The 16,178-nt window shown below is 69.7% G+C and carries 11 protein-coding genes and 1 pseudogene; 1 reads left to right on the top strand and 11 read right to left on the bottom strand.

The annotated features are described in order from the left end of the window. Window positions 1–58: 58 nt before the first annotated feature. The 6 genes and pseudogenes from OG230_RS31525 to OG230_RS36430 form a co-directional block, all read right to left on the bottom strand. On the bottom strand, window positions 59–934 hold the full coding sequence (locus OG230_RS31525) for a carbohydrate ABC transporter permease (protein ID WP_328907143.1): 876 nt from the start codon (window positions 932–934) through the stop codon (window positions 59–61). Window positions 935–952: 18 nt separating this feature from the next. Beyond that, window positions 953–1,912: a carbohydrate ABC transporter permease gene (locus tag OG230_RS31520; protein WP_328907142.1), complete on the bottom strand. Its 960-nt coding sequence runs from the start codon at window positions 1,910–1,912 to the stop codon at window positions 953–955. A 71-nt stretch (window positions 1,913–1,983) separates the two neighbouring features. After that, window positions 1,984–3,399 (bottom strand): extracellular solute-binding protein, encoded by a 1,416-nt coding sequence (locus tag OG230_RS31515; protein ID WP_328907141.1) that lies wholly within the window; start codon window positions 3,397–3,399, stop codon window positions 1,984–1,986. Between the two features lie 211 nt (window positions 3,400–3,610). Beyond that, window positions 3,611–4,618, bottom strand: coding sequence for a LacI family DNA-binding transcriptional regulator (locus tag OG230_RS31510; RefSeq protein ID WP_328907140.1), 1,008 nt, complete (start codon window positions 4,616–4,618; stop codon window positions 3,611–3,613). Window positions 4,619–4,672: 54 nt separating this feature from the next. After that, entirely contained in the window at window positions 4,673–8,962 is a 4,290-nt protein-coding gene (locus OG230_RS31505; RefSeq protein WP_328907139.1) for a discoidin domain-containing protein, read from the bottom strand. Window positions 8,963–9,323: 361 nt separating this feature from the next. Further along, window positions 9,324–9,422: pseudogene (locus OG230_RS36430) on the bottom strand (AraC family transcriptional regulator); the annotation flags it as partial. 209 nt (window positions 9,423–9,631) lie between these two features. Here OG230_RS36430 and OG230_RS31500 point away from each other — a divergent pair. Continuing rightward, window positions 9,632–10,468, top strand: a complete 837-nt coding sequence (locus OG230_RS31500; protein WP_328907138.1) for a class II fructose-bisphosphate aldolase — start codon at window positions 9,632–9,634, stop codon at window positions 10,466–10,468. A 13-nt stretch (window positions 10,469–10,481) separates the two neighbouring features. On the opposite strand, the gene OG230_RS31495 is transcribed toward OG230_RS31500, so the two are convergent. The 5 genes from OG230_RS31495 to OG230_RS31475 form a co-directional block, all read right to left on the bottom strand. Continuing rightward, on the bottom strand, window positions 10,482–11,141 hold the full coding sequence (locus OG230_RS31495; RefSeq protein ID WP_328907137.1) for a TetR/AcrR family transcriptional regulator: 660 nt from the start codon (window positions 11,139–11,141) through the stop codon (window positions 10,482–10,484). Window positions 11,142–11,309: 168 nt separating this feature from the next. Further along, window positions 11,310–13,103 (bottom strand): bifunctional sugar phosphate isomerase/epimerase/4-hydroxyphenylpyruvate dioxygenase family protein, encoded by a 1,794-nt coding sequence (locus tag OG230_RS31490; RefSeq protein WP_328907136.1) that lies wholly within the window; start codon window positions 13,101–13,103, stop codon window positions 11,310–11,312. A 12-nt stretch (window positions 13,104–13,115) separates the two neighbouring features. Continuing rightward, window positions 13,116–13,976, bottom strand: a complete 861-nt coding sequence (locus tag OG230_RS31485) for a shikimate dehydrogenase (RefSeq protein ID WP_328907135.1) — start codon at window positions 13,974–13,976, stop codon at window positions 13,116–13,118. Beyond that, window positions 13,973–14,458 (bottom strand): type II 3-dehydroquinate dehydratase, encoded by a 486-nt coding sequence (gene aroQ, locus OG230_RS31480; protein ID WP_328907134.1) that lies wholly within the window; start codon window positions 14,456–14,458, stop codon window positions 13,973–13,975. The genes OG230_RS31485 and aroQ overlap by 4 nt, the downstream gene beginning before the upstream one ends. A 103-nt stretch (window positions 14,459–14,561) precedes the next feature. Next, entirely contained in the window at window positions 14,562–15,935 is a 1,374-nt protein-coding gene (locus OG230_RS31475; RefSeq protein WP_328907133.1) for an MFS transporter, read from the bottom strand. Window positions 15,936–16,178 lie beyond the last annotated feature (243 nt).

Here is a 16,178-nt window from a genome sequence, read left to right as displayed (position 1 = left end):
CGGTCGGCAAGCGGGGGGTGGCGGCCGGGAGGCGGGCCGTTCGGGTCCGCCCGGGCTGTCAGCCCTTCAGACCGCCGGCGGTGAGGCCGCTCATGATGTTGCGCTGGAAGAGGACGAACAGCAGGAGGGTGGGGAGCGACGCGATCGCCAGTGCGGCGATGAGGACGTTCTCGGGCACGCCGTTGGACAGCGAGTAGATGCCGACGTTGAGTGTCTGCGTCGCCGGGTCGGGCAGGGTGAGCATCGGCCAGAGGAAGTCCTTCCAGACACCGACCACGGCGAAGATGGACACGACGCCGAGGATGGGCCGGGAGATGGGCACGACGACCGACCACAGGGTGCGCATCGGGGAGGCCCCGTCGAGGGAGGCCGCGTCGAGCAGTTCCTTGGGGATCGAGTCGAAGAAGCGCTTCAGCAGGAAGATGTTGAAGGCGTTGGCGACGGAGGGTAGCCAGATCGCCCAGGGCGAGTTCAGCAGGTTGCGCTGCACGATCGGCACGTCGAGCACCGTCAGGTACTGCGGCACGACCAGGACGGTCGCCGGGATCATCAGCGTCGCGAGCATCATCCCGAGGACGGCTTTGCCGAGAACGGGCCGGAGTCTGGAGAGCGAGTAGGCCGCCGCCACGTCGAGGACCAGCTGGAAGGCGAGGGCCCCGAACGCGTAGTACACGGTGTTGAGGAGCAGCCCGGAGAGGTCCATGACCTCCCATGCCCGCGCGTAGTTCTGTGGCTCGAAGCTGTGCGGCACGAACGTCGGCGGTGTCTGGACGGCCTCCTGGGTGCTCTTCAGGCCGCCGGAGAACATCCAGTACAGGGGCCCGAGGAACACCACCGTGAAGACGCCGACGACCAGGGTGAAGGTCACCCGGTAGAGCAACTTGCCCCGTGGTCTCGCGAGTTGGGCGGGCGAGATGAGTGTGCGTGTGGACATCCGTGGTCTCCCCCGGTCCTATTCCTCGTCGGTGCGGCTGAACTTCGCGTACGCGGCCGAGAATCCGGCCAGGAGTACGAGCAGGACCAGGCCGAGCGCCGCCGCGGCGCCGTAGTTGTTGAAGTTGAAGGCGTACTGGTAGATGAGGTAGACCACCGTGGTCGTCGAGCCCTCCGGGCCGGCGCCGCCGGTGAGCAGGAACGGCTCGACGAAGACCTGCATGGTGGCGATGATCTGCATGAGCAGCATGAGCAGGAGGATGAGCCGGGTCTGCGGGATGGTGACGTGCCAGATCTTGCGCAGCAGTCCGGCTCCGTCGAGTTCCGCCGCCTCGTACAGCTCGCCGGGTATGCCCTGGAGGGCCGCGAGGTAGATGAGGGCGGCGCCGCCCATGTTCATCCAGGTCGAGGCGACGACGACGGAGAGCATGGAGAGGTCCGGGTCCTGGAGCCACTGCTGTTCGGGCAGGTGGAGCAGCCGGAACAGCTCGTTGAGCAGGCCGTAGCCGGGGTCGTAGAGGTACTTGAAGAGGAGGACGGACGCGACCGGCGGCAGCATCACGGGCAGATAGACCAGGAGGCGCAGATAGCCCTTGCCCTGCCGGAACTCGTTGATGACGAGGGCGACGACGAACGGGACGACGAAGCCGAGCAGCAGTGCGAGCAGCGTGAAGAGCAGGGTGTTGCGCCACGCCTGCCAGATGGCCGGGTCGTTGAAGACGGTGGTGAAGTTGGACCAGCCGGCCCAGCTGGTCCGTCCGTCCTCGGTCTTCTGGAAGGCCAGGACGAACTCCCTGACCATCGGGTACCACGAGAAGAACGCGAAGCAGAGGACCGCGCCGATCAGGAACCCGTGCGCCGTCAGGTTGCGGCGCAGCACCTGGGCGAAGGCGCCGCGGGCCGGCGGCCTGCCGGCGCCCGGCCCGGGTGCCCGGCGGGGTTCCTTCGTGGTGGTCGTGGGAAGGGTGGGGGCCGACATCGTCGCTCCTTGGTGCGGTGCGCTGGAGGGAAGACGGGTACGGGGGCCGGCCGGAACCGGCCCCCGTGGAGTCACTGGCCGGCCAGGACCTGGTTGACCTGCGCCTCGGCGGTGGCGAGCAGCTTGTCGATGTCGGCGTCCTTGTTGGTGAGGATGCCGGACATGACGTTGTCGAGGACCTTGTAGACCTCCTGGGCCTTCGGCGGCTCGGCCTTGCCTGCGACGGGGTTGTCCATGAAGGACTTGAAGTTGGCGACCGGCATGGTGGCGTGCTCCACGCGTGCGGCGTCGTCCTCGGCCTTGGACCCGTTCAGCCAGAAGTTGGGCTGCGGGACCCCGACGGGCAGGCCGTCGGCCTTGGTGCGCTCCCAGTCGAACTGGCCCTTGGCGACGGAGAGGTTCTTGAAGTTGAGCCAGGCGACCGCGGCCTTGATCTTGTCGCCGGAGATGCCCTGCTTGATCATGTAGTTGTTGCCGCCCGCCAGGGTGTTCTTCTCGCCCGGGATCGGCCCCATCCCGAAGTTCTCGTACTTCGCGCCGAGTTGCTGGACCATGTACGCGATGTCGTCGGGCGCGGCGAGGAACATGCCGAGCTTGTCGGTGGCGATCTGCTTCTGGAGATCGCCCCACTTGAGCAGCTGGGTCTTGCCCATGCTGTCGTCCTCCCAGCGCATGGCGTGGAGGTTCTCGGCGACCTGCTTGCCGAGTTCGTTGTTGAACGCCGCCTTCGTACCGCTCGCGTCGACGACCTCACCGCCGACGCTGTACATCTGCGCGGTGAAGTGCCAGCCACCGGTGTTGCCCGCGCTGTACTCGCCGAATCCGGCGATGCCCTTGCCCAGGCCGGCGATCTTCTTCGCGGCGGCGCGGACCTCGTCCCAGGTGCGCGGCGGGGCGTCGGGGTCGAGACCCGCGTCCGTGAACAGCTTGCGGTTGACGAGCAGGCCCATCGTGTAGTTGCTGGTGGGCAGGCCGTAGAGTTTGCCGTCCTGCTTGAGCGAGCCGAGGACGTTCGGGTCGATGTCCTTCAGCAGGGGCACGCTCTTGTCGTTGACGTACGCGGTGATGTCCGCGGCGCCGTCGTGGTCGAGCACCTGCGGCAGGTCGGTGAAGTAGGTGTAGAAGACGTCCGGCTGGGACTTGGCCTTGAGCATCGCGGTGAAGCGCGGCGGCTCCAGGCACTGGCCGGCTGTGGAGCGGCCCTCGACGGTGACGTTCGGATACGTCTTGTTGAACGCGGCGACGTCCTCCTTCCACTCCTTGAGCTCGGCCGCCTTCGCCGCGGGCGGCATGCAGTCGATGGTGATCGTCACCTTGGTCTTGGGGTCCAGCGGGGCTGCGGGGTCGGACGACCCGCCGCCTTCGGAACCACCGCTGCCGTTGCCGCTGCTGCTCGTGCCGCAGGCGGCGAGCGCGGTGAGCGTGAGCGCGGAGACGAGGGTGACCGCGCTGGCGCGGCGCGTACGACGGAACCGGGCAGTTCTCATGGGTGGTCCCCTTCGGGCAAGAACGTGGAGGTCGCCCCACCGCCGATGCGTCGTGGGGGCGCGGCACACTCAACCACCACCAACAGGTGAACGCAATATCTCGCGCTGATTTCGTAAATCATTGACAGTCGGCTGCGCGGAGCCGGACGCACAGAGGGCCCCGTCCGTCGGACGGGGCCCTCGCGTGACGGAGGCGGGGTGTGCGGGCGGACTACCTGGGAGCCTGCGCCGTCGAGCCGCGCACCACGAGTTCCGGCTCGAACAGCAGCTCGCCCGGGTGTACTTCACCGCCCTGGATCTGGGCGCACAGCAGCTCGACGGCCGCCCGGCCCATCGCCTCGATCGGCTGGCGCACGGTGGTGAGCGGGGGTTCGGTGCAGTTCATGAAGGCGGAGTCGTCGTAGCCCACCACGGAGACGTCTCCGGGCACGGCGAGCCCGCGCCGGCGGGCCGCCCTGACGGCGCCCAGGGCGAGCGGATCGCTGGCGCAGATGATGCCCGTGACCCCCCGCGCGAGAAGCCGTGTGGCCGCCGCGTGGCCGCCCTCCAGGGAGAACATCGTGCGCTCGACGAACTCCTCGGGGAGCTCACCCCCCGCCGCCTCGGAGGCCAGCCGGGCGGCGGCGAGCTTGCGGCGGGAGGGAATGTGGTCCGCGGGACCCAGGACCAGGCCGATGCGGCGGTGCCCGAGGGACTCCAGATGGCGCCACGCCTGCTCGACGGCGACGGCGTCGTCGCAGGAGATGCAGGGGAAGTCCAGTCCCTCTATGGGGGCGTTGACGAGCACCACCGGGATCTTGCGCTCGGCGAGGAGACGGTAGTGGTCGTGCGGGGCGTCCGCCTGGGCGAAGAGGCCGCCGGCGAAGACGACGCCCGACACCTGCTGCTGGAGGAGGAGCTCCACGTAGTCCGCCTCGGAGACGCCGCCCTTGGTCTGGGTGCAGAGCACCGGAGTGAGCCCCTGCTGCGCCAGGGAACCCCCGATCACCTCGGCGAAGGCGGGAAAGATCGGGTTCTGCAGCTCCGGCAGGACCAGACCCACGAGCCGCGCGCGCTCGCCCCGGAGCTGGGTCGGCCGCTCGTAGCCGAGCACGTCCAGCGCCGTGAGCACCGACCGCCTGGTGCCCTCGGAGACCCCAGGCTTGCCATTGAGGACCCGGCTGACCGTGGCCTCGCTGACACCCACCTTCTTGGCTACTTGAGCAAGTCGTCGCGTCATACACGCAAGACTAGCGCAAGCCTCGCAAGCGGCTTGCGCTAGTCCGCGTATCGACTAGGGGTTGATGTCGATCTTGAAGGTGGACGTGGTGTTGCGTACGTCCACCGCGTTGCCGCTCAGTTCGAGCCCGTTGAACGTCACCTCACCCACGGCGGGACCCTGCCCCGACTCGGGCATCTCGTTCGCCCAGAGCCCGAAGCCCGACTTCTCGTTGTACGCGTCCCCGCTCTTACGGGCACCCGTGATCGAGATGTCGCTGAAGACCGTGTCCTTGATCGGGAACTGCGGCTGGCCTCCGACGTAGTTCGTCTGGAACATGACTCCGCTGTAGGTCGGATCGACGATGTCCACGTGGTTGACCCTGATCCCCTGGAAGACCTTGGACGCCGAGAACACCCAGATACCCGGGAAGGTCTGGGTGCCCCAGAAATGGCCGCCCGCGCGCACGATCGACACGTTCTCGAAGAGCGTGGGCTCGGTCCCGAAGCCGTTCATCGGATAGCCGAAGTCCAGCGAGGAGATCGTGATCCCGGAGTAGACGAGCGTGTCCGCGATGTGGATGTTGCGGAAGGTGTTGCGGTACCCCCCGTAGACGGCCACGCCAGCGGCCCGCCAGGTCAGGATCGAGGTCAGGTTCTCGTAGACGTTGTCCGTCATGTCGGCGCCGCCGGCGTCGATCGCCGAGAAGAGCGCGAAGCTGTCGTCGCCGGTCGCCCGCGCCTCGTTGTTCGTCACGAGGTTGCCCGTCGACCCGTTGGTCATGTTGATGCCGTCGGCGAACATGTTGCGGATCCGCGAGTCCTTGATCGTGATCCGGTCGGTGTTGGCACCCCAGTAGAGGCACACCATGTGTTCGTTCCAGATGGTGTCGATCTCGATGTCGGTGACGTTGGCGAAGTCGAAGACCTTCCCCGGACCGTCGATCCGTGAGGTGTAGTTGCCGAAGTAGGCGAAGTTGCGGAAGGACGAGCCCTTCGCGGTGCCGTCGGCACGGAATCCGATGTCGGTGTTGTCCTGCGTCGAGGGCGCGCGGAACTTCGTGTACCAGGGACCGGCGCCGAGGACCTGGACGGCCTTGCCGTACACCTGGAACTTGCTCGCCGTCGCGTAGTCGCCCGGCGGCAGGTAGACACCCACGAGTGTGCCCGTGCTGTCCATGCGCACCTTGTCGAGGGCGTTCTGCACGTCCTGGTGGGTGAATCCGGCGGGCACGGTGTAGCGCGCCGGGTCCGGGTTGGCGACGGGGGCGACCTGCTCCAGGCTGACGAAGTCGATCGCGTACGTGGAGGTGTTCGCGGCGTCCTTCTGGAGCCGGATCCTGCTGCCGGCCGGCACGGTCTCGCCGAGCATGATGTGCGCCTCGTCGTAGATGTGGCGCGGGGTGCCCGCTGCCGGGGAGTTCCCGGGCGAGGTCTCGGCGCCGTACAGCCAGGCGTACTTCGATGTCAGCGGGAGCGCCTTCTTCATGACGCCGTCGACGTACACGTTGATCGTGGAGTCGATGCCTCCGCCGCCCGCGGCGTCGGGCATGGAGAAGCGGGTGACCAGAGTGTTGGTCGAGGCGCGGGTGGTGAACTCGACGTACTCCCCGGTCGCGTCGAGGTTGACGGCCCTGCGCCCGGACGCCTCACCCGCGATGTCGCCGACGGTCCGGTTGGGGCCGACGACCTGGGCCCCGCCACCGGCTGTGCCGTCCTCCGCCTCGTACATGTCGTACGGCATGTGGGCGCCGCGGCCGACGAAGAGGGGCTGGGTGGAGGTGTTGTTCCCGCGCTTGACCGGCAGTTCGGCCGAGTCGTCGGCGATCACGACCTTGACGGTGTACGACCCGTTGGCGGCGGTCCATTTCCCGAGGTTCACGGGTGCGGTGGTCGCTCCCGCCGCGATCGTGCCGGTGAAGGCACCCGTCAGCGTCTTGACGACGTCCTGCTGCTCGTCGACCACGGTCAGGGTGATGCCGTGGCCGCCGGCCCCCGAGGCGAGGGTGCCCTGGTTCCTGAGCGCGACGGCGAACGTCACCTCGTCACCCGCGGCCGGGCTCGACGGGGAGGTCGTGACCGCCGACGCGACCAGGTCGGAGCTGGAGACGGGCTTCACGACGAGCGGGTCGGGGCGGGTGAAGGTGTTGTTCGACTCGTTCTGCTCGATGACCGCGTCCGCCTCGTCGGCGACCGCGCTCAGCTGGTAGGACCCCGCGTCCCTGGCCCCTGCCGAGGCACTGACCGTGGTCTGTGCGCCGGCGGCCAGGGCGCCGACCTGGGCGGTGGCGACCTTGGTGCCGCCGAGGCGCAGCGCGACGGCGCTGGGTGGTGCGGCGGCCGGGCCGCTGTTGCGGACGGTGGCGTTCACGGTGATCGCGTCGGACTCGACGGGGGCCGCGGGTGAGGTGGTCAGAGCGGTGACCTCCAGGTCCGGGTTGGCCGCGGGTACACCGATGATCTGGAACTCGGCGAGCTGCCCGGCCGAGGAACCGGAGTTGGCGGTGAACTTCAGCTGCACGTCGGCTACGCGCGCGGTGACGGGGACGATGACCGTGTTCCCGGCGGCCGGGTCGAAGGTGTAGCTCTTCGCGGCGACCAGGCTGCCGAGTCCGGACGCGCTCTGCTCGCGGCCGAGGACCTCGACGGTCTGGCTGCGGGTGGCCCAGGCGGTGTCCGGACTGAGCTTGAGGATCAGCCGGGTGAGGTCCGCGTTGGCGCCCAGTTTGACGGTGAGGGTGTTCGGATAGCTGCCGGGCGCGCCCTCCCAGTAGGTGCTCACGCTGTTGTCGTTGGCGTTCGCCGCGACGTAGGTGTGGACCACGGACGAGGCGCTGATCTGCTTGCCCACGGCGAGGTTGGAGCCGGCGCCGCCGCTCGCGTTGCGCGTGACGGAGTTGCTGTTGCCCGACCGGTTTCCGGCGGCGTCCTTGGCGCGGACGAAGTAGGTGACGGTCTGGTCGGCGGACCGGCTGTCGGTGAAGGTCGTGACGTTCCCGGCGACACTGCTCACCAGCGTGTTGTCGGCGTACACGTCGTACCCCGTGACCCCGGTGTCGTCCGAGGACGCGTTCCACGTCAGCTTGATCTGACCACTCGCGGGCTCGGTGAACGCGAGGTTCGCCGGAGCGGTCGGCGCCTGCGTGTCGCCCGTGTCGGCGCGGCGGGTCACGGAGTTGCTGTTGGCCGACTGGTTGCCGGCGGCGTCCTTGGCGCGGACGAAGTACGTGACGGTCCGGTCGGCGGACCGGCTGTCGGTGAAGGTCGTGACGTTCCCGGCGACACTGCTCACCAGCGTGTTGTCGGCGTACACGTCGTACCCCGTGACCCCGGTGTCGTCCGAGGACGCGTTCCACGTCAGCTTGATCTGACCACTCGCGGGCTCGGTGAACGCGAGGTTCGCCGGAGCGGTCGGCGCCTGCGTGTCGCCGGTCTGCGGGCCGTAGATCTCCAGCTCGGAGACCTGGGCTGCGGGCTGGACACTGTTCGCGGTGACCAGGACACGGACGTAACGGGTGGTGGCCGGGTCGAAGGTGACCGTCGCGGACTGCTGGCCGGCGGCGTCGAAGGTGTACGCCTTGGAGGCGGTCAGGTCGGTGAAGGACGTGCCGTTCGTACTGCCCTGGATCTTGAGCGTCTGGCTGCGGGCGCCCCAGCCGTCGGGCAGCCGGAGCACGACCCGGTCGACGCGGACGGACGCGCCGAGGTCGGCCTGGATCCACTGCGGGAGCGCGTTGTTGGCGCTCTCCCAGTAGGTGGCCCTGTTGCCGTCGTTGGCGTTGCCCGCGGTGTAGACCTCGGTGTGGCTGCTCGCGGTCAGCGTGCGCCCGCGGGCGAGGTCGGCCGAGGAGCCGTCGGCGCCGTGCACTTCGAGTTCGGAGAGCTGGGCGGCCTGCCGGCCGGTGTTGGCGGTGATGTCGATGCGTACGAACCGTGCCTGGGCGGCAGGGAACGCCACCGTGACGGTGTTGGCCTCGCCCGGACTGAAGCTGTACGAGGCGGAGCTCTTGAGGGTGGCGAAGCTGGTCCCGTCGGCGCTTCCCTGGACGGAGAGCGTCTGGCTCCGGCTCTCCCAGCCCGCGGGCAGCTTGAGCACGACCTCGTCGACACGCGTCGACGTGCCGAGGTCGGTCTGGACCCACTGCGGAAGGGTGCTGCCCTCGCTCTGCCAGTACGTGCCCTGGTTGCCGTCGGTGATGTTGCCCGCGCCGTACTCGCTGTGCGAACTGTTGGCGGCGGCCGGCCGGCCGACGGCGATGTTGGGCCCGTCCGCCGCCGAGGCGGACAGCGCGGGCCAGCCGAGCGTCAGAAGACTTGTCACGATCGCGGCGCACAGGCCGCGCGATCGCCGGCGTTGCGTTCTCATCTGTCCCCGATCTTCGGCCTCCCCTCCCTGACGGTGGTGAGGCGCGGCTCTGTCGGTGTGATGGTGGACCTGCCTGCCCAGCAAAGATCTTCATCTTTTGCGCTGAGCGATCAGAGAGTTGCAGAGAACTGCCATGCCGTCTACGTTCCGAACGCACAGCCCGCGCCCGCCGAATGGCTCCGTGCAGCGCCAACTACCCCCCAACTGCCGCTTTCAGAAGGCTTGCGCAATCACGTAATTTTCTTGCGCGGCAGATGGATCAACGATCCGGCACGACGCGCCTCGTGGTCGCGCCCCTGGGGCGGACTCCCGCGGTCCGCTCAGCCGGTGGCGGGGCCGCCGGCCCCGGACGGCCTCGGCGCCCCTGTCGCCGGCACTGCCCGGGGGCGGCGCCGAACTCCCGTTTGAACGCATGGGCGAAGGCATACTCCGACCCCGTGACCGCAAGCACCCTGCTCGGACTTGATTGAAAGTAGCTGCAATCGAGCAGTTATTGACATCCAGGGAGCGGTGCGACACCGTACTGAGCAGGCAGCGGCTCCGCAGGGGGTCCGGCCGACGGACAGGTGCGCACCCTTGCCGCCGGGTGCGCGCGGGCGGTCCAGGACCACGGAAGCAGCGGCCGGCCCGTACGAAGAGTTCCGCCCACCGCTTCCGTGGAGAAGACCCGTGCCCCTCAGCCCGACCGACGCGATCACCGGCTCCGCATACACCCGGCGGTCAGGTGTCGGCGCCTTCAACGTCGTCCAGATCGAGCACGCCGAGGCCATCGTCGCCGGAGCCGAGCAGGCCGGCCTTCCCGTCGTCCTCCAGATCAGCGAGAACACCGCCCGCTACCACGGCTCCCTCGCCCCGATCGGCCTCGCGTCCCTCGCGCTCGCCAGGGGTGCGAGCGTTCCCGTGGCGGTGCACCTCGACCACGCGGAATCGACCGAGCTGGTCCACGAGGCCGTCGAACTCGGCTTCACCTCCGTCATGTTCGACGCCTCCAAGCTCCCGTACGAGCAGAACCTCGCCGCCACCCGGGCGATCACGGACCACTGCCACCGCGCGCACGTGTGGGTCGAGGCCGAGCTGGGCGAGGTCGGCGGCAAGGACGGCGCCCACGCCCCCGGGGTACGCACCGACCCCGACGAGGCCCGCGCCTTCGTGGCCGCGACGGCCGTCGACGCCCTCGCCGTCGCGGTGGGAAGTTCGCACGCCATGCTCACCCGCGACGCCGTGCTCGATTTCGCGCTCATCGAGCGACTCCGGGCGGCCGTCGGTGTTCCGCTGGTCCTGCACGGGTCGTCCGGCGTCGGCGACACGGACCTCGCGAAGGCGGTGACCTCGGGGATGACGAAGGTGAACATATCCACCCACCTGAACAAGATCTTCACCCGGACCGTACGCGAACAGCTGGCCGCGGCACCGGAGGTCGCCGACCCGCGTAAGTACCTCGGCCCGGCCCGCAAGGCCGTGGAGTCCGAGGTGGCGAGACTGCTGGGCGTGCTCGCGGGCGTCTGACGGCCGGGGCGGACTACCGGGCCGAGGTGAGGTACGAGATGACCATGTCGCCGAGCATGGTCCGGTAGTGCGCGCGGTTCGCCGCCTCGGTGAGGTCGCGGCCGAACAGCGTCCTGAAGGTGTGCCGGTTCGAGATCCGGAAGAAACAGAACGAGCTGATCATCGCGTGCAGGTCGACGGCGTCCACGTCGGCCGTGAAGATGCCCTGCTCGCGCCCGGCTTCGAGGATGCGGCCGATGACGTCGATCGCGGGCGAGCTGAGGGAGCTCAGGCTCGGGGAGGCCGCGATGTGCTCGGCCTCGTGGATGTTCTCGATGCTGACCAGCCGGATGAAGTCCGGATGGGCCTCGTGGTGGTCGAAGGTGAGCTCCGCCAGCCGCCGGATCGCCGAGACCGGGTCGAGGTGCTCGACATCGAGCTGCTGCTCCTCGTGCCGGATGACCGTGTAGGCCCGCTCCAGTACGGCGGTGAAGAGCTGCTCCTTGCTGCCGAAGTAGTAGTAGATCATCCGCTTGGTGGTCCGCATCCGCGCGGCGATCTCGTCCACCCGCGCCCCCGCGAAGCCCTGCCGGGCGAACTCCTCCGTGGCCACGTCGAGGATCTCGACCCGTGTCCGGGCCGCGTCCCGGGTGCGCTTGACCGGCTGGGACGGCGGGGGGACTGCGGCGGGCATGCGGCTCCTCAAGGCGGACTGACCGGCGCCGGTCAGTCTAGGGCCTCCCGTTTGGATCATGCCGGGCTCGCGTGCCCTGATCCGGCCTGATCCAAACGAAAGGCCCTGGCCGCGGCCCCGTCGCGCGCGCCCGCCCCGGCCCTTCCTGGCAGGCCGGGGCCCGGGAGGTCACACGCCGTGCAGCTGGGTGTGCTGGGCGGCCAGGCGTACGGCGGCGTTCTGCGCGCCGTATCCCCGGTATCCGCCGACGCGTTGCACCAGTTCGAAGAAGACCCGCCCGACCGTCGCGGTGTAGCAGTGGAAGAACTCCCCTTCGCCGTCCCGGTCGTAGAGGATTCCGCACGCGGCGAGCGTGGCAAGGAGCTGCGGATCGAGGGCGTAGCGGGCGTCCAGGTCGTCGTAGTAGTTCGCCGGGATCGGCAGCAGCCCCGCGCCCCGCTCCCGTATCCGGCGGGCGGTGGCGACGATGTCGTCCGTCGCCAGCGCGATGTGCTGGAGGCGGGTGTCGTTCCCGCCCGGTGCCGGGGCGACGTTGAGGGCGATGCGTACCGCGCCGTCGGCGGTGGCGACGGCGCGGCTGCGGCGCAGCCCGTACGGATCGGCCAGGTCGAGGCTGTCGTCGCCCTCCAGGCCGAGGACCCCCCGGTAGAACAGCGACGCCTCGTCGAACTGGTGCCAGGGCTGGGTCAGCGCGATGTGGTCGATCCTGCGGATGCCCGCCGGCTCGGCGGACCCGGACTGCGGTACGCCGGTGAAGTCCCCGGTCCAGCTGGGATGGTCGCTCCGGCCGGTGCGGCAGAAGAAGAGCTCCGTGCCGTCGGGCGCGGCGACGGCGTCCAGCGGTGCGTCGCCCTCGGCCCGGCGGCGCGGCACGACGGGGGCGAGCATCGCCTCGGCCCGCCGCGCGGCCCGGTCCGGGTCGGGGGATTCCACGCCGACGGCGGTCAGCTCGGGACCCGTGCGCCGGTCGCCCGCCCCCGTGTTCAGCAGGATCCGGGCCTCGCCCTGCTCCCACAGTTCGACCGGCTTGGACGTGTGCCGTCCGGTGCGGCCGAAGCCGAGCGCCGCCAGTACGCCGCGCAGCGGTTCCGTGTCGGCGGCGGCCAGTTCGGCGAAGGCGAAGCCGGACGGGACGGCCGGAGCGGGCGGCGTGGACAGGGCCGCCGACTCCTCCAGCAGGAGCAGCGAGCGCAGGGCGTCGACAGCGGTCGACGCCGCCCCGGCCTGCCGGAAGACGTCGTTGAACACTTCGAGGGACAGCGGCCCCGCGTAGCCGGCGCCGACGGCAGCCGCCACCAGTCCCGCGACGTCGAAGCCGCCCTGTCCGGGGAAGCAGCGGTAGTGGCGGCTCCACTGGAGGACGTCCATCGCCATCAGGGGTGCGTCCGCGAGCTGGAGGAAGAAGATCTTCTCCCCCGGGATGTCCGCGATGCCCTTGACGTCGGAGCCCCGGGAGAGGATGTGGAAGCTGTCCAGGCAGGTACCGAGCGCCGGGTGGTCGGCGCGTTCGACGATGCGCCACGCGTGGTCGTACGTGCTGACGTTCCGGCCCCAGGCCAGTGCCTCGTAGGCGATCCGGATGCCGCGTCGCTCGGCCCGTTCGGCGAGCAGACGCAGGTGCGCGGCGGCGAGCTCGTCGTCGTCCACCGCATCGGCCGCGACGCTGGAACAGACGAGGAGGAGATCGGCACCGAGCCGCTCCATGACGTCGAACTTGCGTTCCGCGCGCCGCAGTCCGTCGGCGAGCCGTTCGGGGACGGCCTCGAAATCACGGAACGGCTGGTAGAGGTCGATGCTCAGACCCAGGTCGGCGCAGCGGAGCCGTACCTCCTCGGGGCTCAGCGGGCCGGCCAGCAGATCGTTCTCGAAGATCTCCACGCCGTCGAATCCGGCGGCGGCGACGGCGGTGAGCTTCTCGGAGAGCGGCCCGCTGAGCGAGACCGTGGCGATGGACGTGCGCATGGGGTCCTCTTCTCAGGCCGGGGTGGCGGCCAGGTCGGCGAAGTCGGCGAGCATCCGCTCGGTGTGGGGTTCGAGCCCGGTGAAGAGACGGAAGGCGTCGGCGGCCTGGAAGACGGCCATGCCGCCGCCGTCGAGGGTGCGGCAGCCCGCGGCGCGGGCCGCGTCGAACAGTTCGGTCTCCAGTGGCCGGTAGACGACCTCGGCCACCCACAGTCCGGGCCGGAGCAGTGCCGCGGGCAGGGGCAGGCCGGGGTGCGCCGACATGCCGGTGGGGGTCGCGTGGACCAGTCCGTCCGCGTCGGCGAGACGGTCGGCGACCTCGTCCGCCGCCGCGGACAGGGCGCGGCCGGGGCCGAAGCGCCCGGCCAGCGCTTCGGCGAGGGCGGCGGCGCGTGCCGGGTCGGTGTCGAGCAGGGTGAGCCGGTCGACGCCGAGGTTGAGCAGGGCGTGTGCGACGGCGGCGCCCGCCCCTCCCGCGCCGAGCTGGACGACGTCCCCGGTGGGTGCGTCGGGCAGGCCGCGGGCGAAGGACTGGGCGAAGCCCGTGACGTCGGTGTTGTGACCGATGGCGCGCCCGTCGCGGAAGACGACGGTGTTGACGGCGCCGAGTTCGGCGGCCTCGGGTGCCAGCTCGTCCAGGTGCGGGATGACCAGTTGCTTGCAGGGGTGGGTGATGTTCAGTCCGTCGAAGCCGAGGCGCCGGGCAGCGTGCACCAGGTCTCCGACGGCTTCGGGCGCGACGCCGAGCACCTCGATGTCGAGGGTGCGGTAGACGAGGCGTACGCCGTGCCGGTCCGCCTCGTGTTCGTGGAGCGCAGGGCTGAGCGAGGGACCGATGCCGGAGCCGATCAGGCCGGTGAGGTACGAGGTCATCGGGGGCTCCTGGGGTGTGCGGGGTGCGTCAGCCGGTCGAGGTGGGTCAGGGCGAGGGCGTATCCGTGGGCGCCGGTCCCGCAGAGGACGGCATCGGCGACACCGGAGACGTAGGAGTGGTGGCGGAACGGTTCACGGCGGTGAATGTTCGTCAGATGCACCTCGATCACGGGCAGTTCGGCCGCGGCCAGGGCGTCCCGGAGGGCCACCGAGGTGTGGGTGTATCCGGCGGGGTTGATGACGATGCCCCGGTGTGCGGTACGCGCTTCGTGCACCGCGTCGATGAGGACGCCCTCGTGGTTGCTCTGCCGGAAGTCGACGCTCAGCCCCAGTCCGGCGGCGGTGTCGTGGCAGAGCTTCTCGATGCCGGCGAGTGTGTCGGTGCCGTAGACCGTGGGCTCGCGCAGTCCGAGCAGGTCGAGGTTGGGTCCGTTGAGGACGAGCACGGGCTTCTCGTGCGCGGCAGCGGCCGGATGCGGCATGACACTCCTATGTACTAACTGGTTAGCTCATTAAATCGCCGGCAGGGCCCCCGGGGAAGACCGCCGGGGGCCCTCCGGCTTCGTACGGCCGGGTCCGCCCCGGTCAGAGGGTGGCGGACTCCCGCACCTGCGACGGCGAGGAGGCGCCCCGCTCCCGCAGGCCGAGTTCGGCCGTGGGGACGCGGTGCGTCTCCCGGCCGGTGGCCACGGCGATCGCGCAGATCACGGAGATCACGGCCGTGAAGACGGCGACGCCGAGCCAGTTGTCGCCGTCGGGGCCCGCGATCTGCGCCGCGAAGGTCACCGCGAATCCGGCGACGGCGAAGCCGATCTGGGTCCCGACGGCCATCCCGGAGAGCCGGACCCTGGCCGGGAACATCTCGCCGTAGAACGAGGGCCAGATGCCGTTGGCCGCGCTGTAGACGACTCCGAAGAACAGCAGTCCGGCAGCGAAGATCAGGGGGTAGCTGCCGGTGGAGATCGCCCAGAGGTAGACGAAGACCATGCCCGCGCTGCCGAGGGCTCCGGCCAGGAACACCGGCTTGCGGCCGATCCGGTCCGAGAGCCTGGCCCACAGCGGGATCGCCAGCAGGGCGACGGCGTTGGCCGAGCCGTTGACCCAGAGCATGTCCGTCTTTTCGATACCGACGGCGTCGCTCGTGGCGTAACTCAGGGCCCAGACGGAGAAGATCGTGCTGACAGTCGCGATCAGCGCCGCCGCGACCACGCGCACGACATCCGCCCAGTGGTCCCTGAAGAGTTCGGCGAGGGGCATCTTGGCGACGCCCTCACCGGTCGCCGCCTGCTGGAAGACCGGAGTCTCCTCGAGCGTGCGGCGGATGACGAAGCCCGCGACTGCCACGACGGCGCTCAACAGGAACGGGATGCGCCAGCCCCAGGTGTACAGCTGCTCGTCCGGGAGCGCGGCGACCGGGATGAAGACGAGCGTGGCGAGGATCTGGCCGGCCTGGGTGCCGTTGAGGGTGAAGCTCGTGTAGTAGCCGCGCCGGTGTTCGGGCGCGTGCTCCAGCGTCATCGCGTTGGCGCTGGCCTGCTCACCGGCGGCGGACAGCCCCTGGAACACCCGCATCAGCACGAGCAGCACCGGCGCGATGGTGCCGGCCTGCGCATATGTGGGCAGACAGCCGATGAGGAACGTGGAGAGGCCCATGAGGACCAGCGTCCAGACCATGATCTTGCGGCGGCCGAGCCGGTCCCCGAAGTGGCCGAGGACCAGCGCCCCGAGGGGGCGGGCCGCGTAGGCGACACCGAAGGTCGCGAGGGAGATCAGGGTGGCGGTGGCCGGGTCGTCCGGGTCGAAGAAGACCTTCGGGAAGACCAGGGCGGCGGCGCTGCCGTAGATGAAGAAGTCGTAGTACTCCAGCGCGCTGCCGATCCAGGCGGCGAACGCGGCCTTCCGGGGCTTTCCCTGCGACGCACCGGCCGGCGCCCGGCCGGTCTGTGGGTGAGCGGACACGTGAACTCCTCGGGGAGAGCGGCCTGCCCATGGTGCCTGGGCGGGCGGCGAGAGGGACGGGGATCGGCGCCGTGGAGCGGGGCGCCGGAGCCGGTGGCGGGGGACGCACACCTGACACGTGCAGTTAACGCACTAGATAGTTAATTAACCTGCGGTGATGCTCCCCCGGCCCTCCGGCGGTGTCAATACATCCAGCCGTAACAAAGCGGCGGGATCTCGCCACTGAGGGGGCACGCATCAGCG

Origin of the sequence: Streptomyces sp. NBC_00234 (genome assembly GCF_036195325.1) — a bacterium.
Lineage (GTDB): Bacteria > Actinomycetota > Actinomycetes > Streptomycetales > Streptomycetaceae > Streptomyces.
Note: the sequence above shows the minus strand (reverse complement) of the source record. Positions and strands in the feature narration are given on the sequence as shown.